The sequence below is a fragment of the Marseilla massiliensis genome (genome assembly GCF_023336985.1).
Classification (GTDB): Bacteria; Bacteroidota; Bacteroidia; order Bacteroidales; family Bacteroidaceae; genus Prevotella; species Prevotella intestinigallinarum.
Genome location: NZ_JAMBLP010000028.1, coordinates 1 through 24287 on the forward strand (window position 1 = coordinate 1; position 24287 = coordinate 24287).

The 24287-nt window shown below is 49.7% G+C and carries 16 protein-coding genes; 9 read left to right on the plus strand and 7 right to left on the minus strand.

Annotated elements, in window-relative coordinates; genetic code table 11:
- Window positions 1-282 precede the first annotated feature (282 nt).
- On the plus strand, window positions 283-1380 hold the full coding sequence (locus M3089_RS13775) for an ISAs1 family transposase (protein WP_249084715.1): 1098 nt from the start codon (window positions 283-285) through the stop codon (window positions 1378-1380).
- Window positions 1381-1424: 44 nt separating this feature from the next.
- Here the strand turns inward: M3089_RS13775 and M3089_RS13780 are convergent, their stop codons facing one another.
- Window positions 1425-2606, minus strand: coding sequence for an MFS transporter (locus M3089_RS13780; RefSeq protein ID WP_205110471.1), 1182 nt, complete (start codon window positions 2604-2606; stop codon window positions 1425-1427).
- Window positions 2607-2619: 13 nt separating this feature from the next.
- Window positions 2620-2946 carry a DMT family transporter gene (locus M3089_RS13785; protein WP_016662057.1) on the minus strand — a complete coding sequence of 109 codons (327 nt, stop codon included), beginning with the start codon at window positions 2944-2946 and terminating at the stop codon, window positions 2620-2622.
- 160 nt (window positions 2947-3106) lie between these two features.
- Here M3089_RS13785 and M3089_RS13790 point away from each other — a divergent pair, with 160 nt between their 5' ends.
- The gene (locus M3089_RS13790) at window positions 3107-3670 is read left to right on the plus strand and encodes a Crp/Fnr family transcriptional regulator (RefSeq protein ID WP_016662058.1); all 564 of its coding nucleotides are present in this window, start codon (window positions 3107-3109) and stop codon (window positions 3668-3670) included.
- Window positions 3671-3748: 78 nt separating this feature from the next.
- On the opposite strand, the gene mobV is transcribed toward M3089_RS13790, so the two are convergent.
- The 5 genes from mobV to M3089_RS13815 form a co-directional block, all read right to left on the minus strand.
- Window positions 3749-5119: a MobV family relaxase gene (gene mobV / locus M3089_RS13795; RefSeq protein WP_249084717.1), complete on the minus strand. Its 1371-nt coding sequence runs from the start codon at window positions 5117-5119 to the stop codon at window positions 3749-3751.
- Window positions 5120-5395: 276 nt separating this feature from the next.
- A complete protein-coding gene (locus M3089_RS13800; protein WP_249084718.1) occupies window positions 5396-5599 on the minus strand; it encodes a hypothetical protein in 204 nt (67 codons plus the stop codon).
- Window positions 5600-5689: 90 nt separating this feature from the next.
- Window positions 5690-6883: a primase-helicase family protein gene (locus M3089_RS13805; protein ID WP_249084720.1), complete on the minus strand. Its 1194-nt coding sequence runs from the start codon at window positions 6881-6883 to the stop codon at window positions 5690-5692.
- A gap of 271 nt (window positions 6884-7154) precedes the next feature.
- A complete protein-coding gene (locus M3089_RS13810; RefSeq protein WP_178568709.1) occupies window positions 7155-7526 on the minus strand; it encodes a hypothetical protein in 372 nt (123 codons plus the stop codon).
- Entirely contained in the window at window positions 7523-8752 is a 1230-nt protein-coding gene (locus M3089_RS13815; protein WP_249084722.1) for a site-specific integrase, read from the minus strand. Before M3089_RS13815 ends, M3089_RS13810 begins: the two co-directional genes overlap by 4 nt.
- A gap of 411 nt (window positions 8753-9163) precedes the next feature.
- On the opposite strand from M3089_RS13815, the gene M3089_RS13820 reads away from it, so the two are divergent.
- The 7 genes from M3089_RS13820 to M3089_RS13850 all read left to right on the plus strand — a co-directional run bounded on the left by M3089_RS13820 (window position 9164) and on the right by M3089_RS13850 (window position 24285).
- On the plus strand, window positions 9164-12004 hold the full coding sequence (locus tag M3089_RS13820; RefSeq protein WP_249084724.1) for an AraC family transcriptional regulator: 2841 nt from the start codon (window positions 9164-9166) through the stop codon (window positions 12002-12004).
- A 602-nt stretch (window positions 12005-12606) separates the two neighbouring features.
- Window positions 12607-13722 carry a glycoside hydrolase family 5 protein gene (locus tag M3089_RS13825; RefSeq protein ID WP_178264703.1) on the plus strand — a complete coding sequence of 372 codons (1116 nt, stop codon included), beginning with the start codon at window positions 12607-12609 and terminating at the stop codon, window positions 13720-13722.
- Window positions 13723-13751: 29 nt separating this feature from the next.
- Window positions 13752-16244: a GH36-type glycosyl hydrolase domain-containing protein gene (locus M3089_RS13830; protein ID WP_178264702.1), complete on the plus strand. Its 2493-nt coding sequence runs from the start codon at window positions 13752-13754 to the stop codon at window positions 16242-16244.
- Window positions 16245-16278: 34 nt separating this feature from the next.
- Window positions 16279-17664 (plus strand): MFS transporter, encoded by a 1386-nt coding sequence (locus M3089_RS13835; RefSeq protein WP_249084726.1) that lies wholly within the window; start codon window positions 16279-16281, stop codon window positions 17662-17664.
- A gap of 198 nt (window positions 17665-17862) precedes the next feature.
- On the plus strand, window positions 17863-19062 hold the full coding sequence (locus M3089_RS13840) for a glycoside hydrolase family 5 protein (RefSeq protein WP_249084728.1): 1200 nt from the start codon (window positions 17863-17865) through the stop codon (window positions 19060-19062).
- Between the two features lie 343 nt (window positions 19063-19405).
- A complete protein-coding gene (locus M3089_RS13845) occupies window positions 19406-22519 on the plus strand; it encodes a SusC/RagA family TonB-linked outer membrane protein (RefSeq protein ID WP_249084741.1) in 3114 nt (1037 codons plus the stop codon).
- Window positions 22520-22533: 14 nt separating this feature from the next.
- On the plus strand, window positions 22534-24285 hold the full coding sequence (locus M3089_RS13850; protein WP_249084729.1) for a SusD/RagB family nutrient-binding outer membrane lipoprotein: 1752 nt from the start codon (window positions 22534-22536) through the stop codon (window positions 24283-24285).
- Window positions 24286-24287 lie beyond the last annotated feature (2 nt).

The following is a 24287-nucleotide window of genomic DNA, read 5'->3' on the forward strand; positions in this document are numbered from 1 at the left end:
CCATACAAAATAATTCTGTAATTCTGCAAAAAGGATATACCCCTTTGAAATCAAGAGAGTTAGAAGAATTACCTCGTTTTCGGGTAATGAGTTGGCAACCGTTCCAATTGCCGTGGTCTGCATCGCTTTGCTTGTTCAAGTAACTCTTCGGATGCAAAGGTACAAAAAATATTCAGGCTGAAAGAATCATCCCAAATATTCTTCAGGGCAACCGCACCAAAATAGTTTATAGCAACAGTCAGTTCTAATTGTAGATTCAGGTAGAATCAGTACTTTTGTACTATGAATATAGCCAAACCTTACTTCAGTGAAGTTACCGACCCTCGTGTAACAGGTCGTTGTCTACATCTGCTGTCAGACATTCTGATGATAGGCTTGTGTACCTACCTGACCGGAGGTACGGATTATGAGGATATGCGTATGTTTGCCTTGGAACGAGGCAGTGAGCTCGGTGATATGCTCTCTCTGCCAAACGGTGTCCCTTCAACGGATACTTTCGAGCGTGTATTCGGTCGGATACATCCGGCAGAGCTGGAATGCTGTCTTCGTTCCTACGGCAAGGACATCTTGAATGACTTGTCAGAGAAACAGATAGTTATAGACGGAAAGAAGCAATGCGGTGCCTCTCCGACATCCCGTGGGAACAAGGGACTCTATATCCTGAACGCCTGGGTGAGTGAGAACCGTTTCTGTATCGCCCAGGAAAAGGTGGAGGATAAGTCCAACGAGATAACAGCCATCCCTGAAATCCTTTCGGATATCGATATCTCAGATGCCGTTGTTTCCATCGATGCCATGGGGACGCAACGTGAGATTGCGGAGCTGATTGTCCGCTCGGGCGGTCACTATCTCCTCGCCGTAAAAGAAAACCAACGCTCCTTGTGCGAGGATATGGAATGCGCTTTCCGGGTAAAATCCCATACGGATTTTTATGAGGAGGTTGATGCCGGACATGGACGAATAGAGACACGCAGGTGCAGTATCCTACCTGCAAGGGATTACCTGATGGAGGAGACACTCGAGTCGTGGAAGAATCTTTCCACCATAGTAAAAATAGAATCCATCCGCGAAATCAAGGATCGGATAACCCGTGATATCCGTTACTACATCAGTGACGAGAAAGAGCCGAAAGCTTCCTATTATGCAGCATTGGCAAGAGGACACTGGAGTATTGAGAATCAGCTCCATTGGCATCTGGATGTTACCTTCAAAGAGGATGAATGCAGGGCTAGAAAAGGATTCGCATCGCAGAACCTTTCAGTATTGAGAAAGATTGCTCTGCATATCGTTTCGGAACAGAAAGACAAACTGAGTATGAAACGAAGACTCTATAAGGCAGCGTTAGACATAAACTACTTGAAAAAGCTACTGGAATTTTGATGCGGTTGCCCTGAATATTCTTTCAGCCTGTTTTGTATCCACCATTATGTTGTTTGAGGCTTGAAATAATTAACAAGCAAGGAAGCCACAGTAAAAGCGATTCCCGTCCAAGCCACGCCTGCCCATCCATAATGTTGCCAGGACAGACCGGAAACGAAAGTGCCCGCAGAACCGCCCAAGAAGTAAATGGTCATATAAACGGTATTGACACGATTGATGGCAGATGCGTCAAGGGCGACTACGCTGGTCTGATTCGACAAATGGATGCATTGCATACCGGCATCAATCAACAGGATGGCAACTATCATCCACAGGTAGCTGTCATTCCCTAAAAATGCCAGCAGCCATGCAGCCAATACCACACATCCTCCGGCAATAGAAAAGAACCTTGCACCGTACTTTTGGATATAGCTGCTGATGAATACGACCGTGGATGCACCTGCCAGTCCGCACAAACCGAGTGCCCCGATAATGTCGTCACTTGCAAAGAAAGGTTCCTGTTTCATCCGGAAAGCAAGGCAACTCCACAGGGCGAAGAACGAGCCATAAGCCAATGCCGCCCTCAGCGATGCGATACGCAAGTACGGGTATTGGGAGAGCAGACGCAACAAGGATTTCATCAGCCCTGCATAACTTTCTTGAGAGCGGGCAGACAGCACGGGCAGCATCTTGTAAATCATCAGAAAACATCCGAGCATAAACACGCAAGCCACGAAATAGACGGAACGCCATCCCCACACATCAGCCAGAAAGCCACTGAAGACCCGCGAGCCGAGAATGCCTATGAGCAAGCAGGATTGTATAATGCCCACATTGCGCACCTTGTGTGCAGGTGCTGAATGGTAAGACACCAACGGGATGAAGAACTGCGGCATGACCGAAGATGCGCCGGCAAGCAAGGATGCGCCCCACACCCAGTAGATGTTCGGGGCAAGGGATATGGCAAGCAAGGCGCACGCAGAAACGATATAATTGGTCAATATCAGCTTCTTTCGTGAAACCAAATCACCCAGTGGGATGACAAATACAAGTCCGGTCACATAGCCTATCTGGGTCAATGTCGCTACCATGCTGGCAGAAAAGTCATTTACCGCGAAGTCTTTTGCCATGCTGCCCAACAAAGGCTGGTTGTAGTAACAGTTGGCGACGGAAAGTCCGGTAGCGGCTGCCATCAAAGCCAGCAGAGGTGCCGGAATGCCTTGATTCTCCCTCAATTCATACTTCATTTTCCGCCTCCTCTCAATATGATACGACTTTCAATCCAATCAAGGAAGCAATGAGTGTGAACAGGAAGAAAAGCCGGATGGGAGTGGCAGGTTCCTTGAAAACGAATATTCCTATCAAGACCGTGCCGACCGCCCCGATGCCTGTCCAGATGGCGTATGCCGTACCCAAAGGCAACGTCTGCACCGCCTTGGCAAGCAAAGCCATGCTCAGTATGGTGGAAGCAAGGAACCCGCTTCCCCACAGATAGAATCCAATACCCGATGCCGCCCTCGTTTTCCCCAAGCAGAATGTAAGGCTTACTTCAAACAATCCTGCCAACAATAAGATTATCCAATTCATACCTATGATTTATTAAATTCGGGCGCAAAAGTAAGCAAGTACTCCCTAACAGCTTTTTACATTTGGCAAAAACCGATTTTGCATTTGACAAAAAGCAACCGTTCATTCTCGTTTCTATGTGCTATTTTATAATTTTGCACACCGAATACAACAATGCGCTATGGATATAAAGGAAATCATCAATCAAAGATATGCTATGCCGGACACGTCTTTGGACAAGTTGCGGCAATGTTTGACGGAAGTTTCGTATCCCAAAGGATTCCGCGTGCTGGAAAGCGGCAAGGTGGAGAAGAACATCTTTTTCATCAAGGAAGGCATTGTCCGCGCCTATACCTCGGTGGACGGGAAGGAAATTACCTTTTGGTTTGGCAAGGAAGGAGCGACCCTTGTTTCCATGAAAGGCTATGTGAATGACGAGCCGGGATATGAAACAATGGAGCTGATGGAAGACTCGATATTATATGTATTGGAAAGGAAAGAACTGAAAGAGTTGTTTTCGGAAGATTTACATATCGCCAATTGGGGGCGGCGTTATGCGGAGATGGAGTTGCTTGCCACCGAGGAACGGTTGATTTCCATGTTGTCCGCCATCGCCTCTGAACGTTATAAGGAGTTGTTGGAGAAAGAACCTGATTTGTTACAGCGATTGCCGTTGGGAAGCATCGCCACTTATTTGGGTATCACACAAGCGAGTTTGAGCAGGATTAGAGCACAAATAAAGTGACGTTTCAACCAACGGGAGGGTAGCAAGCGGTTTGAGGCAGACCAAAACACAAACTTGCGATCCTCCCGTTTGTCAGATTTACAACCCTATTCCTTTGTTTTTACGAGGCGATATAACCGTCTTCCGAATGGATGAAAACAGCCTGTCGAACTGTTCCTTGAACCATTCGCCAATCACTTGCCCATTGATTGCAAGTGCGAGTTTGGATTTGTCCGCCGGGTCTTTCACCACTTGGAAACCAGCCCTTTCGGTCATGAACTTCCTCCTGTGTTCCTCCGAATAGAGTTCGCCTTCGTAGAACAACGGCTTGCCGCTGATGAGCGTGGCGGTCTGCCTCTCGTTGAAGCCGACTCTGAGGCAGAACTCCTCCATATACACCAACTCTTGGAACAACGGAAACCATTTCTTGGCTTTCTGGATGATAGATTTCAGGAATGACACTTCCTTTTGGTGTGCCGTTTCCTTGTCCGCCATTTCCCTGCGGTGCTTGGATTGCAGTTCCATAAGCTGGCGGCTGTGTTCCTCCTGCTGCCGCTCCATCTGTTGTTGCAACAACTCAATGCTCTCATCACGAGCGGCGACCTCGCCTTGCAAGGTGCGGTTGTCGGCTTCAAGCTCTTTCAATTTGCCGCTTCCCAAAAGAGAACCGACCTTTGCCACAAGTGCAGCTTTTGCCTCGGTCTTGGCGGCTTCCAGCTTCTCCGACTTGATTTCCTTCCGCACTTCGTCAAGTTGCCTTTCCGCCTGCTGTTGCTCGTCCTGCAACTGCCGCATGTTGGCTTCAAGCTCTCCCGTCTGCCGTTTCAAGTCACGGTAGTATTGGGCGGTGGTGGTGTGCCGTGCTTCTGAACCCCGTATGCCACGCTGCAAGCCGTACTTCGACATCGCTGCGGCATAGCTGTCGTGGTAGGCGGCAAGCCTTTCTCGGGTCAGGAGGTCATCGGCGCACAGGCGCACGGCGTCGGCTTTCTTGCGGTAGGTGCGTTTGCCCTCCGTCTGCTTCTTCCTTGCTTTCCTGCGCTCTCCCGTCACAATCGGCACGACCGCTGCGTGGATGTGCGGCGTGTGCTCGTCCATGTGCAGCACTGCCGAAACGGTGTTCTCCCTGCCGAATGTGCGGTGCAGCCATTGCAGGTTGTCATCGCACCATTCGGATAGTCTGCCCTCGTCCTGCACCCTCGCCATGTCCTCGTGCGTACCCGAAAGCACGATGCGGATTGCCCTCACTTGGTCGGGCGTTATCTTCCGTTTGATGCCCGCCGTGCGAATGCGGTGGCTTATCGCTTCGGTACGGTCTGCCACGCCGTCGGGGAACTGCACCAGCTCACGGTTGAGGTGGGTGCGTGTGGGGTCTGCGTTCTTGGGCGTAGTCTTGCGTTCGATATGGTCGGATGCGCCCGTGTCAGCCGACCCTTTCGCCTTGTTGATTTGGATGCTGATATATCCCATGTTCGTTTCTTGTTTTTGAGGTTGTACAAACTTGTCTGTCGGTGTCCGCCTGTCTGCGGTCATAGCCGCACGGGGCAAGCGGGGGTGTCCAGAGGGGTGCAACCCCGCTGGCTCATTGGGGTGTTTTTAGCATTAGCGTCAGCGGTGCGTGAAGAAAACGCCCTAATGAGCTATGGCTTTTTGTTTCCCCAAAAGCCTGCGATGGTGTCGGCGGTGATGTCGGTGGACATTGGTCGCCTTTTTCTTTTTGCCAGCCTTGCATGATATTCGGTGCCGTTATGCCGGCATAATTGCCTGTCGGCACACGGGCATACAGGCAAGGATGGTGCTGCCGTTTCCTCGATGGACTTGTTGAGGGGTGTGATGATTGGACAGTCTAATACACTGACAGCTAATAGAATAACCTTTCATCAGCGTTTCATCAAACCGCTCGCCAAAAGGAAAGTGATGTGTAAGGTTGTATCCGTTTTCTCTTTTCATCAGCCCAATCCTTTTGTTGAGTGTTTGATGAGGATGTAAACCGCTGTTATTCTTTATGTTTATATATGATTTCATCATTTCATCAAAATATCAGAGCATTTCCAACTGTGATTTGCTTACCGTGTAGTAGCGTCCAATCCTCCTGACGGGTGAGTAGCGGCATTCACGGTTGTAGTCATATTGGTAGGTCGTGTAGGAAAGCGAATTGGATGCAGGAGCCAGCTTCCAGCACTCCTGCACCACTTTCCGGACCTGCGACTTCTCCACCTTGACTTGCGAGCAGACGAGCAACGGGATGATGTCATTGAGGCAAAAAGAAACAGAACTGACATCCACGCTTGCCATGATGTCGAGCAGCAGTTCCGCCATCTCTATCTCCAAACGGTTGCGGTTGCTTCGGATTATCTTCCGCAGGGCATCCGTTTCCAGCCGCTTCGGGTTGAACCACATGCGGCTCTCCTTTTCGCTGGATAGCTTCCTGTATTGCAGGAAATGGAGAAAGGCGGGTATCTCCGCTTTCAACTTTTGCAGGAATTCGGTGTCATCACTCCGTAGCGGCACAATCTTCCGCACCCAATAGCGTGTTTCACCTGCGTCAATGATAACGGGCAGATGCTCGTTGTTGGAGCACAACACGAACTTGGCGAAGAAGCCTATCTCGTCACGGTCTTTGCCTTTCGCCTCCACCTTGTAGGAAAGCGTGGTGCTGAGGTTCTTCAACCGTTCGCTGTCCTCACGGCGGTTGAGCAGCACCTCGTCCACCATGATGAGCAGCTTGCCCGCCCAGTCGGAATTGAACTGGCTGCGGAAGTCCTCGTTGGTGTTGAACGTCACGTTGTTTTGGAACACGGCTTTCAGGAAGTTCAGGAACGTGCTTTTGCCCGTGTTCCGTTCTTCGGACACGAGCAGGAGGATGGGCAGTTTCTGAACGGGGTAAAGGTAGAGCAGTTGCAGGTAGTCCATGCCCAACTCGTACTGTTCGCCGAAGATGTGTTCCACCAGCGAGCGGATGCAGGGGAAATCGCCCTGCACGGGAACATGGCTTATCGGCTCGTAGAGGTTGAGGAACTTGCCGACTATGGGCTTGTAGCCCACATGGTCGGGTACGGTGCAGAAGCCATCATACTTCGGTATGCCCGCCATGTAGTCCTTGCCGTAGTCCTGCCGCAGGGTCTCGGAGTTCCATGCGATGCGCTTCCTCACATAGCCGCCGTCGATTCGGGGCTGGTTCACAATCTTGTAGAGCGTTGTGCCTACACGGATAAATTCTTCTTTCTTTTCCATATCTCAAATACAGTTTTTAGTGCCGCCGACACCTTGTCGGCAGGCGGATTGAACATGGGTGCAAAGCTACGGCAGGACGGCTAAAACCTTGATAAGTAAAACTATGCAGAACGGCGCAAAAGAAACTGACAGACAAGAAAATACAGCATAATAGGAAATATCAGTTATCCAAAGGCGAAAAGAAAAAAGCCCGAAGAAGCGAAAAATGATACTTCTTCGGGCAGATGGCATTGTGTGAATGCACGGGCGTATTGATACGTAACTACACCCGCTAACACTTACATGTTGTACTATTGCCTAACGAAAGCCAAAGCATTTGTCTGTCTTTTCGCAAGCACAGCCTTTCCAACAGGACGTTGCGTACCCTTGCGGCATTGGGTGTATTGATACGGAAGGCAAGTGCCACGACCATCGGTAGGGCATACGTTGCCGCATAATAACCGTTGGGCAGCCTCATACGCTTTTCAACATCGTAAGGTTGCAACACTTCGCTTTTGTACACGGCTCGGATAGCAGCACGGAGTGTCGGGGCGATTACGTCGAACAGTCTTACCAATTCCATTTCGCTCATCCAAACATTTGCGGTATCGGACGGCACGGCAACCCTGCCGTACTCGTCCATCGTGATTATTGTCCGTTTCATATCCCTGCCACTTTGATGTTGCCGAAAGTCTGGTTCAGTTGGTTACCGAAAGCCGTCAAATCGTTACCCAGCTTCTGTGTGGTTATCTTTGCGTAAATCTGTGTAGTCTTGATGTTTGTGTGTCCCAAAACACGGCTCACGCTCTCAATCGGCATGCCTTTGCTGAGGGCTAATGTGCCGAACGTATGGCGGGCGCAATGAAAGCTGATTTGCTTGTTTATGCCACACTCGCTGATAACCTTTTTCAGCTTCTTGCAGACGTTCCAATAGTTGATTTCACCGAAAACCGAATTGTCCTTTTGGAAAGGTCTGTACTTTCCGATTATTTGCAACGGGATATCCAGCAGCTTCACTTGGAACGGTACACCCGTCTTGTGCCGTTTGGAGATAATCCACTTCTCGCCGTTCACGTCCATAATCTCGTCCGTGGTCAGTTCCCTGATGTCTGCGAAGCTGAGTGCGGTGAAGCAGGCAAAGACGAACAGGTCACGGGTGAAAGCAAGCGTGGCATCGGAAAACTCATGCTCGATAAGCTGCCGGATTTCTCCCTCCGTAAGATACTCCCTTTCCTTCACGTTGGGCGTGATACGGAACTGCGCAAATGGATTTCTCGGTATCAGCCCGTTGTAATGCGCCCGTGAAACGACCGTCTTGACCCACATGCAAGCCAGCCACACGGAAGCGTTCTTCAACCCTTGTTCCGTTGTGAGGAATACGGAGAACTCCTTGATGAAGTCGGGAGTAAGTTCCAGCATGGACATGTCGTTGCGTTTGTAGAACGACTTGATGAACGCCGCCACATAGTTCCGTGAGCGCACCATCACACGGTAAGACCCCATGCAGCGGTCTTTGCCGACACGTTTCAGGAACTTGGCGTTCTCCTTGTCGAATGCGCCGAGTATCGTTTCATACTCGCAGCCGATGCCCTGATAGGCGTTGCGCACCATTTCCGCCGTGACATACGCCTCACGGTCGGATATGCGCTGGTAGTGCTTGATGATTTGCGCCTTGATGTTGTCAAGCGCAAGGTTCGTCTCCCTCGCTTCCACGCTCTTGCCTTTGGCACGGTTGCCCTTTGCATCCCAAAGCTCCTTTGTGATGCTCCGCTTGCAACTGAACTGCGCCACCGTCCCGTTGATTGTAACCCGTCCCATGATGGGGACAATTCCATTCTTCTCCTTGCTGCCGTTCGCATAGAACAGCACGCGGAATGTGCTCCTTGTCATACTCGTCCTTTTTTGGTTGCAAAACTATAAATCAACGAGTTAAACCTTGACAAGCAAACCTACGCAGAACGGCGCAAACGAAGCGGCGACTGTTAAATCTGCACTTCTGGCGGGTAACGAATAGGAAACCGTTCTCTTCCTCCAATCCGCTTTGAAACAGTTTTCAGTCCTCTACCCAACTTCTGCGATTTTCTCCTAACTACTTAAATCTCAGTTTCTATTGCGTTAATCTGCTGATTTTTTTCGATTATTCCAGCGATATTATGTAACTTTGTCCTCGGTGATCATAGCGATTATTGTTTGTAATACTTTGTAATTGAACACTATAAAGTTACAACAATTTTCGCTAATCACCAAATTTACAAATAGTTATAATTCATCGAACTCACGTTATTTAATCTCGGATGAAAAATGAAAAAAGAGAATTACTGTGTCTTTCATGATGAACCGCATCTAAGAGGCTTGCGCGAACTTTGGGTCGCGAAAACGCTCCTTATAATAATAATGTCGCAGATAGCGGTAATTGCGACAGCTTTACGTGTAAGCGACTTCACGTTCTCTCATCTGGGTTTGGCGGATGGATTAAACAGCCAACGCATCTATTCGCTTAAACAGACGGAGGATGGAGCCGTGTGGTTGACGACACAGAGTTTTGTGGCCCGATACAACGGGGTCAGCATAGAGAACTTTAATTTGGAGGGTAATACCGGTGAGTATTACTGTTTTGTCCAATCGGCCGACAACAGTGTGTTGCAAGTGTTTGATGCCGGTGGACGCATATATGAATATAATCCGGAGCAAAACCATTTTGATGTTGTAGCTGACGTTGCTGTCTTTTTCAAGTATGACAACCAGCTCAACGATGTGTATAAGGACGGCGACATTTACTGGCTGGCAATGAGCGATGGCGTTTATATGCTCCGCAATGGAAAGATTGTCACGGTAGGTTCAAAGATATATGCAAGTTGCATCATCCGCGGGCCGAAAGGCATTTTGCTCTTTGGCACACGTCAGGGTGTAAAGTCATTGAGCCGTAATCACAAGGCTCTTATTTCTTATTTGCCGTATGACGTCGTAAGTGGGCACTATGACGCGGACACCAAACAACTTTGGCTTGGCACATACGAGCAGGGGCTTATAATTGCAGACGGAAAAGGTGTGTGTACATCAATGGACGGAATACCTCATCATCCCGTTCGCAGCATTGTCGGCTATGACAGTAATACGATGCTGGTGGGGGTTGACGGCTTCGGCGTGTATCAGGCTTCACGCTTACCCTCAGCTAAAAATAAAGCCTCACTGCTGTTCAATGCCAATGAGGGAGAGCATGGCGTGCTTCACGGCAATGGCATTTACGCAGTGCTTGTTGATGCCTGGAAAGACATATTCATAGGTTCTTATTCGGGAGGCATAGACATTGCGCGGCCCGTCGGTAACGCCGTTACCGTTTATATGCATCAGCCGAATAAGCCGACATTGGTTAACGACCATGTCAACTGTGTGGCACAGCTGTCACCATCGACTTTGGCGATGGGTACTGACGGCGGTATCAGTGTATTAAACACCATCACAGGTGAGTGGCGTCATATTGCGCGGAACATCGTAGTGCTTTCGTTGTGTCCCAAGCAGGACGGCGGAGGTTTTTTGGCTGCAACTTATGGCAACGGCGTGTGTGAAATCAGCACCAACGGAGAGGTAAGGGAGTTGTATGGTACTGACGTTCTGGAAGACAGCCATATCCAGGATTTGTTGTTTGACAGGAATGGCCATCTTTGGATTGGTTGCCAAGATACACGACTTGTTGAAGTAGTACAAGGAAAATTTCTATATTACCCTGTGGAAAACGTGGAGTCTCTTGCCCTCTTGCCCGACGGCCGTATAGCGGCGGGTACAATAAACGGGCTCTTTATTGTGACTCCGGGTCAGAAAACGGTAAAGGAACTGCCTTATTCCCCGTCATCAACCGACCAAGTTAACCGTTATGTGCTTGACCTCTTTATTTATGATGAACGCTACATAAATATCGCCACTAATGGCGGAGGACTGTATGTGTATGACCTCCGCACGGGGAAATGCCGGCAGTTTACCATGAAAAACGGCCTGCCTTCAAACGTCGTCACAAGCGTCACGCAAGACGAACTCGGACGCCTGTGGTTCGCTACTGACAGGGGATTGTCGTTCGCATACCCTGGCAGTCTTGACAAAATCATTTCAGTAAACTATCATTATGGAGCCCAACGCGAGTATTCACAGGGCGCAGCCTTCAATTTACAAGACGGAAAACTCCTTTTCGGGAGCGTAGAAGGTGCTGTCGCCATAGACCCGCACTACGTGCAGGAACACAATTACACGGCCAAATTGCGTTTCAAGGGAATTAGTTGCAATGATGATTCTGTAGAGTTCAACGGGCAAGTGGCCAAAATGTTGGGTGAAAGGAAACTGAAACTGTCATACCAACAGCGTACATTTGAGTTGTATATTGAAAGCATAAACTTGCGCTACCAATTTGATATTGCTTATCAATACAAGGTCGGGGATGGCAGTTGGAGCCAGCTCTCGACACAGCAATACATCAGGTTCGTCAATCTTGAGCCTGGCACACACCCTCTTACTGTCCGCGCGGTAAGCAAAGCCAACCGCATTGTACTTGATGAACAGAAGCTTACAATCATTATCGGCAGGCCTTGGTGGAATTCGTGGTGGATGTGGTGTGTCTACATCGCTTTAATCGCATTGCTGTTCTACGGGGCTTTATGGACATACGGCCTGCACACCCGGTATATGCGCCTTGTGGTAAACTCTGTGGGCAGCGGCAATGAAAAAGATTTGCAGGCTTCACTGCCTGAGCAAAAACAAGATAAGGCCGTGCAGCTTATTTCTGCAAATAAGGAGCTGCAACTTGACGGAAACAAAGACGACGCCGCCGCAACTGCCGAGAAAGAAAATACGGCTTTCGTTGACATTGTGACAAAACTTATTCTCGACAACATCTCTGATTCAGGCTTCACTATTGACCGCTTGTGCAAGGAAATGGCGATGAGCCGCACGATGTTTTATGTGAAGCTGAAGTCATACACTGGCAAATCACCTCAGGAATTTATCCGTATAGTGCGTCTTGAGCGTGCCGCAGTCTTGCTGCGCTCTGGACACTACGTCAGTAAAGTAGCCGATGAAGTTGGTTTCGACAACGCCAAGTATTTCAGCACTGCGTTCAAAAAATATTTCGGTGTCTCTCCGTCAAAATATAAGTAAAACATTTTTTGATTAAAAGGCGGATACTTGCCCACCCGCCCATATAGCCATACGCTTACAGCGACTAATCTCTCTGGCTTTCCGTTTTGTGCCTTTTCAGGGCACAAAACGATACGTATTGCGCTCTAACAGGTGCCCTTTCATGGCGTAATACGGCATCTTTTACAACTCGCACGTTAACATACGGACAATCAAAGGATATTTGAAACGCCTTTCATCAGTATGTATGCAAGCATGGGCGGAACGCTGACATCTCTTAAATTCAACAACCGCATTGCCCTGTCTCTTGCGGGAAAAGGTTTGATTTCTCGTGAAATAAGGTTTGTTTTCTGACGAAAAACACCTATTAAACTTTTATCAAGAGATAGCGAACCCGCTTTTATGTAACATTTTACTTACTTTGCAACATATCTAAAACAGCAGATTAAATAAGAAAACAAATTTTGAGGCTTTACCGGCTGTCGCCGCTGGTGTTTGCCGTAACGTCGTGCCACGCCCGGCACGGCAGTCCGCCAGACGGCAAAGCCGCATCAGCAACCCTTCCGCGGCAGGACAGGGCTGGAACAGAATAATGGAATTTTATTAACCAAACAATTATAATTATGCGAAAGACAATAATTCTCGCAGCCGCAGTCCTGGCTATGGCATTTTCTTCTATTGCCTCGACTGCGCAGACTGTAAACAACTTTACCATTAAACGCGGTACAAACATCAGCCACTGGCTCTCGCAAACTCCCGAGCGCGGAGAGGCACGCCGCCAGCACATCAAGGAAGAGGATTTTGCACGCCTTGAGGAACTCGGATTCGACTTTGTGCGCATTCCAATCGACGAGGAGCAGTTCTGGGACGAGCAGGGCAACAAGCTGCCCGAAGCGTGGCAACTGCTCACGCAAGCCCTGAATTGGGCCGGGAAGCACCACTTGCGTACCATAGTGGACATGCACATCATCCGATCTCATGATTTCAATGCTGTCAACGAGGGCAGAACCAACGTACTCTTCACGTCAGACAAGGCCCAGCAGGATCTTATAAATATGTGGTACCAGTTGTCCGACGCGCTCAAGGCTTACAGCGTTGACTCCGTGGCCTACGAGCTGATGAACGAGCCGGTGGCCGATGAGCATGAGCAGTGGAACAAGCTGATTTTCAAGGCACATAAAGCTCTCAGAGAGCGTGAGCCGCAGCGCACGCTGGTCATCGGCTCAAACATGTGGCAGGCCACGTGGACATTCAAGTACCTGCGCATACCCGAGGGAGACAAGAACATCGTTCTCTCGTTCCATTATTATGAGCCGCAGGCACTTACACACTATGGCGCGCCCTGGACGCCGGTAGGCGGCTACCGAGGCAAGCTCACTTATCCGGGACGCCTCATCTCGCAGGCCGATTATGACGCCGCTCCTGACAGCCTGAAGCCCGTACTGAAAAAATACACCGGCGTATGGAACCGCGAGCGCATAGCCCAGGACTTCCGTGACGCCATAGCCGTGGCAAAAAAATACGGCGTGCAGCTCTATTGCGGAGAATGGGGCGTCTATGAACCGGTTGACCGTGAGCTGGCTTATAAGTGGACAAAAGATATGCTGTGGGTGTTCGACAAGTACAACATTGCATGGGCATCATGGTGTTACGACAACGACTTCGGCTTCTGGGACCAGAAAACCCAATCGTTCAAGGACCGCCCGCTTGTGGAACTCCTGACGGGAAAAAAGAAATAACTTAACCAACTTTCTCACAAAACAGAACAATGAAAAAGACATACGGACATTTCGACGACAAAAACCGTGAATATGTAATCACCGACCCGGCAACTCCATTCCCCTGGATTAACTACCTGGGCAATGAGGATTTCTTCAGCCTCATATCCAATACGGCGGGAGGTTACTCTTTCTATAAGGATGCCAAATTCCGCCGCATCACGCGCTACCGCTACAATGACGTACCGATGGACAACGGCGGCCGATACTTTTATATTAAGGACGGAGACGTTGTGTGGAGTCCCGGCTGGAAGCCGTGCAAGACCCCACTCGACAGTTATGAGTGCCGCCATGGGCTGAACTACACCCGCATAACGGGAAGCAAGAACGGCATAGAGGTCTCGGAGCTTTCCTTCGTGCCATTGAACACATGGGCCGAAGTGCAGAAGGTGACCATCCGCAACACCACTGACACGAAGAAGACCGTGAAACTCTTTTCGTTTGCCGAGTGGTGTCTGTGGAACGCAGCCACCGACATGGAGAACTTCCAGCGCAACCTGAGCACTGGTGAGGTGGAGATAGAGCAGGGAGAATCCTCTACGGTCATTTACCATAAAACGGAGTACAAGGAGCGCCGTAACCACTATGCTTATTACGCCTTGGCAAATGCACGGGCCGACGGTTTCGATACCGACCGTGAGTCGTTTGTCGGCCTTTACAATGAACTGGCCAATCCCCAGTGCGTCATGGCTGGCAAGCCGTCCGGTTCCGTGGCACACGGTTGGAGTCCGATAGCTTCACATTATATAGAGGTAAGCCTTATGCCGGGCGAACAGAGAGACCTTATCTTCCTGCTTGGCTATGTCGAAAATGCACAAGAAGAGAAATACGCCGACCCACACGCCGACCCTACGCTCATCACTTCGCTTGGCGCCCTCGATCGCACCATCGTGAATAAGGAAAAGGCTCACGCAACAATCGAAAGATTCAGCACAGTTGAGGCTGTGGACAAGGCTTTTGACGAACTGCACGCCATGTGGAACGGACTGCTCGACAAATTCCAGGTTTCTACGGGCGACGACCGTCTTGACCGCATGGTGAACATCTGGAACCAGTACCAGTGCATGATTACGTTCAACTTCTCACGCTCAGCCAGTTTCTTCGAGAGCGGCATTGGCCGTGGGATGGGATTCCGCGACTCCAACCAAGACCTTGTGGGCTTTGTTCACCAAGTGCCGGAGCGCGCCCGCCAGCGCATAATAGACATCGCCTCGACGCAATTCCCAGACGGCGGCTGCTATCACCAATACCAGCCCCTCACCAAGCGTGGCAACAACGACATCGGCGGCGGATTCAATGATGACCCCATGTGGCTTATCTTTGGCACGGTGGCATACGTCAAGGAGACGGGAGATTTCAGCATCTTGGACGAGAAAGTGCCTTGGGACAACAAACCGGGTTCAGAAGTGCCGCTCATGGAGCATCTTCGCATTTCGTTCAACCATGTGGTGGAGAATCTCGGGCCTCATAAGTTGCCTCTTATCGGTCGTGCAGACTGGAACGACTGTCTCAACCTCAACTGCTTTTCCTGGAATCCGAACGAGTCGTTCCAAACCACAGAGAACGTTTCCGAGGGATCAAAGGCGGAGTCGCTTATGATAGCGGGGCTGTTTGTCTTCTGCGGTCGTCAGTATGCCGAGTTGTGCAGTGCCCGTGGTCTGGAGGTTGAGGCTAAACGCGCGACAGGCTGCGTCGATGATATGGTTGAGGCCGTAAAGAAGTACGGATGGGATGGAGAGTGGTATCTCCGTGCCTATGACTTCTACGGCAACAAGATTGGTTCCCATGAAAACGAGGAAGGCAAGATTTTCATCGAGTCGCAAGGTTTCTGCACTATGGCCGGCATAGGAATGGAAGAAGGCATGGTAAGCAAGGCCCTTGACTCCTGCAAGCGTTACCTTGACAGCGAACACGGCATGGTGCTCAACAACCCGGCCTTCACAACTTATCACGTAGAGATGGGCGAAATCTCGTCATACCCGGCAGGTTACAAGGAGAATGCCGGCATCTTCTGCCACAACAACCCGTGGGTTATAATCGGCGAGACTGTGGCCGGGCGCGGCGATGACGCTTGGGAACACTACACTAAGATATGCCCGGCGTGGATAAAGGACCAGACGCTTCACAAGGTAGAACCGTACGTCTATTGCCAGATGGTGGCAGGCAAGGATGCCGCACGTCCGGGAGAGGGTAAAAACTCGTGGCTCACGGGTACAGCCGCATGGAACTGGCTCGCCATTACCCAGTATATACTTGGCATACGCCCTACCTATGACGGACTGGAGATAGACCCCTGCCTGCCTGAGACGATGAAGGAGTACACCGTAAGGCGCAAACTGCGTAACAGCGAGTTTACCATCACCGTGAAGAACCCTAACGGCAAGCAGAAAGGCGTAAGCCGGCTCACTGTTGACGGAAAGCCCGTTGAAGGCAACGTAGTGAAGGCTCTTCCGGGCAAGCATGTTGTAGTGGTGGAGATGTAAAGTAAAAAACGAAGTTCATAGAAATCTGCTTATAATGGCCAGACTGATTGAAAAGATAGGATATGGCATGGGAGACATGGCGTCTTCCATGTTCTGGAAGATATTTTCTTATTATCTTCCCATTTTTTACAGTGATATATTCAACCTGTCACTCACCCATACCGCCACTCTGATGTTTGTGACGCGTGTATGGGATGCTGTGTCCGACCCTATGATGGGTATCATTTGTGACCGTACCAACACCCGATGGGGTAAGTACCGTCCTTACCTATTGTGGTTCTCGCTGCCCTTCGCCATCAGTGGTGTATTGTTGTTCACCACACCCGATTTTGACGAGCATGGACGCCTCATCTATGCTTACATCACATACATTCTGATGATGACGGTCTACACCTGCATTAATGTGCCTTACGCCTCGATGCTTGGCGTGTTGACATCCGACAGCTACGAGAAGACCGTGTTTTCAAGCTACCGCATGTTCTTCGCCTATGGCGGCTCGTTCATTGCCCTGTATGCTTGGGAACCATTGTGCAAGTTATTTTCCGACAATAATCTGTCTTTTCTCTCTGTCGGAGGCCTGGCTGGCGCCTGGCAGGGCGCAATGATTGTCATCGCCTCGGTGTGCTTCCTGCTATTCATCGGCAGTTTCCTGTTGACCCGAGAGCACGTAAAGGGTGTCAAGGGAGACAAGCTGATGAACGATTTTCGCTCTTTGGTGAGGAATTTCCCTTGGTGGATGATTACCTGCACAGCCCTCTGCACTAACCTGTTCAACACGGTGCGTGGCGCTACGGTGGCCTATTACTTCAAATATTACATTGGGGATGACAATATCGTGGACTTTGGTTTCTTCTCATTCATTTTCTTTGCAGGCGTATTTCTTGCCATCGGCGAAGTATGCAACATGATAGGGGTGGTGTGCGCCATGCCTTTGAGCAAGCGGCTGGGCAAGAAAACCACGTTCATAGTCTCTGCCGTGGCAATGGGCGCACTCAGCATTCTGTTCTTCTATATGCCGCTAAGCAACGAAGGATTTATTTGCATATTGTTGCTTCAGGTGCTTATCAGCATCTTCACCGGAGTGGTCAGTCCGCTGGTATGGAGCATGTACGCCGATGTGGCCGACTATTCTTACTACAAACACGGCACGGCTTCTACCGCCCTTATTTTCTCTTCTGGCTCAATGGCCCAGAAGTTCGGGGGTGCCATCGCCGGTTCGGCCGTGCTGCTTTTGTTCAGCTTTTTCGGTCTTCAGCCTAATGCCGCCACACAGACACCTGACGCCATCTTCGGCATGAAACTGACGATGAGCTACATTCCGGCATTCATCGCGCTGCTGATAGTGGGCCTGATGGTGCTGTATCCGCTTACCACCAAGCGTATTGAGGAGTTCAAGAGCTCAACTCCGGGAAAGCAATGACAAACTGTTTAAAATAAATTATCATTATGGCAAATAACATCTGCAAATATAGGAGCGGAGGTTTTATTCCTCGCGGAATAGGGTTTGTTTCCAGACGAAAGACATTCATCAAACCTTTATAAATAGGTAATGTACCTTCTCTTGTGAAATTTTTACTTGTTTTGCAACATATTTGAAAATAAAATTAAAATCATCATCATGAAAACGAATTTAAGGATTAGTTGGCTGATGACACTGATGTTTACTGCAATACTGTGTCACGCCCAAATGACAGCCCGGCAATGGAATAGCGAAGTTACTGCCGGATGGAACCTTGGCAACCAGTTTGAATGTTCTGCCCCGGGGCAGGACGGTGAGTCTGTGGCCATCGGCGAACCTGACGGTGCCGACAATGCGGAAACGGCATGGGGAAACCCGGTGGTCACGAAGAAAACCATCAAGGCCGTGCATGATGCCGGATTCAATGCCATACGCATACCTGTGAGATGGCAATGCCACATTACCAACCCTGCGGCCATGAGCATCAGCAAGACGTGGATGGACAGAATAAAGGAGGTGATAGACTGGTGTCTGGAATATGACATGAAAGTCATCGTCAACGTACACCACGAGAAATGGCTTGAAAGCCGTCCCTTTTATGCGGACAAGGAAGAAAACTGCCGGAAGCTGGCTTTGCTGTGGATGAACATTGCCAATGAGCTTGGCAAATATGATTACCGCGTGGCTTTTGCAGGCACCAACGAGGTTCATGTGCCTGACAACTGGGGAAAGCCTACCGCTGAGAACCTTGATGTGCAGAATGCCTACAACCAGACATTCATCGACATTGTGCGGGCCACAGGCGGAAACAACACGAAACGCCACCTGATTGTGCAGACGTATGTGTGCAATGCCGATTTCGGCCTGTACAACGGCGACTTCGTAATCCCTAAAGACATTGAAGGCAACGGTAATGATTACATGAGCGTGGAGCTGCATTATTACAATCCGTGGGAATATGCCGGCAGCGGCGAATGTTACTACTGGGGCAAGCCGTACAAGCAGTATGGAAAAGCGGCACAGAGCGATGAGACGACCATGACTGATTACTTCGACAAACTTGCGAGCGAATGGGGCGCGAAAGGATTGGGCATTGTGATTGGAGAATGGGGCCTCACCGACCATTACAAAGGTTCCGAAGCCGACCGTATGCACGAGAATATGACTTATTACTGCAAGACATTGGTGTCAGAGGCGCGCAAACGCGGATTTTCAACTTTCATCTGGGACAACAACCGGTTCGGCAACGGCGCTGACATGTTCGGCATCTTTGACCGTAATAAAAACATGGAGATAAAAGCAGACTGGATAATCAAAGGCATTAAAGAAGGGATTGCAGAGAGTGCAAAACCCATGTGAACAATAAAATACACGCGTTAGCGGAGTTATTTTGAGCGTTACGGTGAATGTTACGGTTTTAAACAGTGTTCTTTCAGCTTGCAAAACATGGCTTTTCGCCTTTCAAAAGGCTGTCATTCACGCTATGAAAAGATACTTCTTGCAGAAGTGTCGGAAGCATACAAAAACCGTAAGTAAAAACTGCGGAAATGCGACATATCGTAAGCTCTTGCAATTAAGAGGCACAAATTATTCCGTCAACGGATAAAAAGAATACATCCTAAAATTAAATATTATTATGGTAATTAAACGATCTAACTTAGTGTTATGTATGCTTGGGGCGAGCCTTATTGCGCCTGCGCTCATGCCAGCAGCGCCAAGAAGTGCAGACGCAGGCATAGTGGCAGCCCCGACAGGAATTACAGTAAAAGGAAATGTCTCTGATGAGGCAGGACCTTTAATCGGCGTGTCAGTGAAGGTGGTTGGAACCTCCAAGGGAGTCATTTCTGACCTTGACGGTAACTTCACCTTACAGTGCAACGCCGGTGACGAGCTTGAGATTTCCTACGTAGGATACAAATCCGTACGTGTGAAAGCTCAGAACAGTCTGAAAATCAAACTTGAGCAAAACTCGGAGACGCTGGACGAAGTGGTTGTTACCGCACTTGGCATAAAGCGTGACCGCAAGGCTCTCGGCTATGGACTGTCAGAAATAAAAGGTGCCGAACTGACCAAAGCAAAGGAGACCAATGTCATGAACTCGCTCGCCGGCAAGGTTGCCGGTCTTGTTGTCACCAATACGGCCGGTGGCGCTGCCGGTTCAACGAGAGTCATGCTCCGCGGTACGACCGAACTGACGGGCAACAACCAGCCTCTTTACGTAATTGACGGCGTACCCTTGGACAATACCAACTTTGGAAGTGCCGGCGAGCAGGGAGGTTACGACCTTGGTGACGGTATATCTGCCATCAACCCTGACGATATAGAGACGATGACCGTGCTTAAAGGCCCGGCCGCTTCAGCCCTTTACGGTTCACGTGCGTCGCATGGTGTAATCCTCATCACAACTAAAAAGGCGGACAAGGAGAAGATCTCTGTTGAGTATAACGGCTCGCTGACTATCGACACTCAGCTCGCAAAGTGGAACGACGTGCAGGAGATATACGGTATGGGAGATAACGGACAGTACCAGCTTGATGCCTCGTCAGGCACAAACTCGAGCTGGGGCGTGAAGGCCGACATGATAGACAAGACGTATTTTGACGGCTCTGTGCGTCCGTTCCTCATGTATCCGAACAACACATCCTCATTCTTCCGTACAGGTCTTACGGCCCAGAATTCGGCAATATTGAGTGTCAACACAGGCAAGACGGGTATCCGCTTCTCTTTTACCGATATGCGTAACAAGGACATCCTTCCCAACTCACACATGAGCCGTGACAATTTCAACCTGCGCGTTACAACCTCCGTAGGCCCTGTAGATTTCGACTTTACGGCCAACTATGTGCGTGAGAACGTGAAGAACCGTCCCGCACTCTCCAACTCACAAAGCAACGTGGGCAAGAACCTCATGACCCTGGCTGGCACATATAACGTTGAATGGCTTAAGAACTACCAGAATGCAGACGGCACTTATGCCAACTGGAATGGTAACGACCAGTATAACATAAACCCGTACTGGGACCTCTACAAGAACAACAACACGTCAGCGAAGGATGTGTTCCGTTTTACAGTGAAAGCCATTTATAATGTGAACAAGCACTTGAAAATCCAGGGAACGCTTGGTACGGACATCAACAACATGAACTTCGATGAGTTCATCGCCCGCTCTACTCCAGGCGTCCTTCCCGGTAAGCTCACCAATTCGATTTTCAATAACCGTACACTGAATGCTGAGCTCCTCGCCCTCTATAACAACAACTGGGGTAACTTCGACTTCAATGCCACTGTGGGTGGAAACATATTTAAGGTAGACAACAAGACAACCGTCATTACCGGCACTGACCAGCAAATGGACGGTGTGGTTTCAATTATAAATTATGCAGAGCAGAATGTGCAACCGAGCACTTACAAGAAGCAGATAAATTCTCTGTATGCAAGTGCAAGCCTTGGCTATCTCTCGACATACTACCTTGAGGGGACTGTCCGTGGCGACCGTTCATCAACGCTTCCGGCAGCAAACAACACGTATATTTATCCTTCTGTATCAGGTAGCGTCATATTCTCAAACTTCCTGAAGAAACGGAATATCTTAAGTTTTGGTAAGGTCCGCGCCTCATGGGCGAAAGTAGGTTCTGACACTGACCCGTACCAGCTCGGCCTGATCTATTCGACAGGTAAATACAAATACCCGGGTTACACCATAGGCATGATAAACAACAACACTGAGCCGAACAGCAACCTTAAGCCGACAATGACCAGCTCTTACGAACTCGGTCTTGAGCTCAAGTTCTTCAACGGGCGCTTGGGAATTGACTTTACATACTATAACCAGATTTCAAAGGATCAGATTATAGCACTTGCTTCGTCTTCGGCTTCCGGGTATGCCAGCCGTCTTGTCAATGCCGGAAAGATACAGAACAAGGGTATCGAGTTGGCAGTCAACGGCCGTGTGCTCCAAATCAAGGATTTTGCTTGGGACGCAGGTATCAACTTCTCAAAGAACTCGAACAAGGTCCTCGGACTTGTAGAAGGCATGGATTATCTTCAGTTGGCTGATGCGAGCTGGGCCGGTGTCTCGGTGGGTGCTGAGGTAGGAAAGAACTACGGCTCTATTCTCGGTACAGATTTCAAGCGCAATGAGAATGGTGACATCCTCATAGACAAGAATACGGGTCTTCCCCTTTATGACGAAAATCTTAAGACCCTCGGCAACTCCACTTGGGACTGGACCGGTGGTTTTTACTCTACGTTCACTTACAAGAACTTCCATCTTACTGCTGCATTCGATGTGAAAATGGGAGCTGATCTCTATTCATTCTCGATGCGTTCAGCCTACCTCACGGGCAAGGCCAAGGGCACGCTCGCAGGACGTGAAGAGTGGTACCGCTCGGAAGAGGCCCGTAAGGCTGCCGGCATGACAGAGGCAGAGTGGCGTGCAGCCGGCAAGTGTGAGGGACTTATTGTAGACGGCGTGATAGACAACGGCGATGGAACATACAGCAAGAACACATACCCCGTGAACCCGCAGAACTATTGGAAGAGCGTTGCCGAAAAGGCTCCTGCATTGTTCATCTACGACAATTCTTACATCAAGTGCCGCGAAATCACGTTCGGATACACTTTCCCTGAAAAGATGTTGGGCAAGTTTGTAAAGTCGCTCTCTGTTTCGTTTGTGGCTCGTAACCCGTTCATCGTATGGAAGAACATCCCGAACATCGATCCTGACTCTAACTATAACACATCAGGCATGGGGCTTGAGTACGGTTCGCTTCCGTCACGCCGTAGCTACGGTTTTAATGTAAATGTGAAATTCTAATAGACATTGTGATTATGAAAAAACATATTTTTAACATAGCATCGCTAATGATGCTTCTGACGTTTGGCGCTGGGCTCTCTTCTTGCTCCGACTCCTACATGGAGGATGTGAATACCGACGACTCGAAGGCGGAAACCATCGACCCGAACGCGCAGCTCACCACTGCCCTGCTGCAGACATACGGAGACTTTTCACTGATGGACACTTACCGCAGTTACATCACCGGCTTTACGCAGTATTATGCCGGAGGATGGAATGTTTCCAACTATGCCGGAGCGGTTTATCCGAAAGATTCGGAAATGGCTTATCCGTGGAACCGTTATTATCAGATAAGCATAAAGAACCTTGTAGATGCCATCCATCGCACTGGAGATATGCCGAACACCAATGCCGCGCTGCGCATCCACCGTGCTTACATGATGGCCGTACTCTCTGACATCTATGGCGACATTCCTTGCACAGAGGCCGGAATGTCGTTCATCAACGGCAATGCCACACCGAAGTATGACACGCAGGAAGAAGTCTACGACTTCATTTTCTCTGAGCTGAAAGCGTGTGCCGCGCAGCTCGGCACGGGCACCGACATCATTTCGGGCGATGTCACTTCGTTAAACAGCGACCCTGAAGCGTGGAAGAGATATGCAAACACTCTTCGCCTGCGTTATGCAATGCGTATTTCCGATGTCGCTCCGGAAAGAGCACGTACCGAATTTGAGTCTGCATTAAATGCCGACGGCGGTATTATCTCATCGGCCGACGAAGATGCTTACATAAAATACATCGACGCTCCCTTCACGCTTTATGACGGCGCCGCCGACCTTGATTTCAGGGCCAACGCACTTAGCGAGATGATATACGGGCAAGACCCGCAGTCGCCTTCGTTTGTCAGCTCCACCTTATTTGATTATATGAAAAAGATGCACGACCCGCGTCTTTACCGCATCGCCCGGTGCTATATCCACACCACACGCAGCCAGACCGATACGTCAGGCAACTTTGACGTTACCGACGAGGTGCTGGCTTGGGGCGAGCGCGGCGGTGAAGGTATCGTTCCGTGCAATGTAGGCGACGCCTGGTGGAGCGAGTGGGTGAGTGCCCCTGCAAATAGCGACATTCCCACCTTGGATTCACTTGCAACGCTTTATCCTGACAAAGGATATGACAAGAACAACTATCCGGCCCGTATGATTAGGCCTACCATAGCTGTCGCTTTCTGCAATGCCGACTGTCCCGGCATACTCATAACCTATGCCGAAGTTGAATTCCTACTTGCCGAAGCCGCTTCAAAAGGCTGGAATGTCCCGGGCGACGCAGAAAGTCATTATGAAGCCGGCATTCGTGCATCAATGCAGATGCTTAACAACTACTACGATATTGTCTCAAAAATCTCCGACGAAGAGATAAATGAATACATTGCGGAAAACCCGTTGGGCGACAATCCCCGCGAGTCAATCAACACCCAGGCATGGATTCTCCATCTTACAAACCCCAACGAAGGCTGGGCTAACCTCCGCCGTTCAGACTATCCTGCGCTGGCCGACCGCACCTTGCTTCCTGTCCGCGGCGACTTCCCTCACGAAGACCCTAACATGCAAACGCCTGTACGCCTGCGCTATCCGCTGCTTGAGGCCAGGTACAACAGCGTAAATTACGAGGAAGCGGTGGACCGTTTGGGTGGAACAGACGATTGGCACCACCGTGTATGGTGGGATGTCAACGAACAGAATTTCATGGACATTGAAAAGTTTAGTGAATCAATAGAATAACA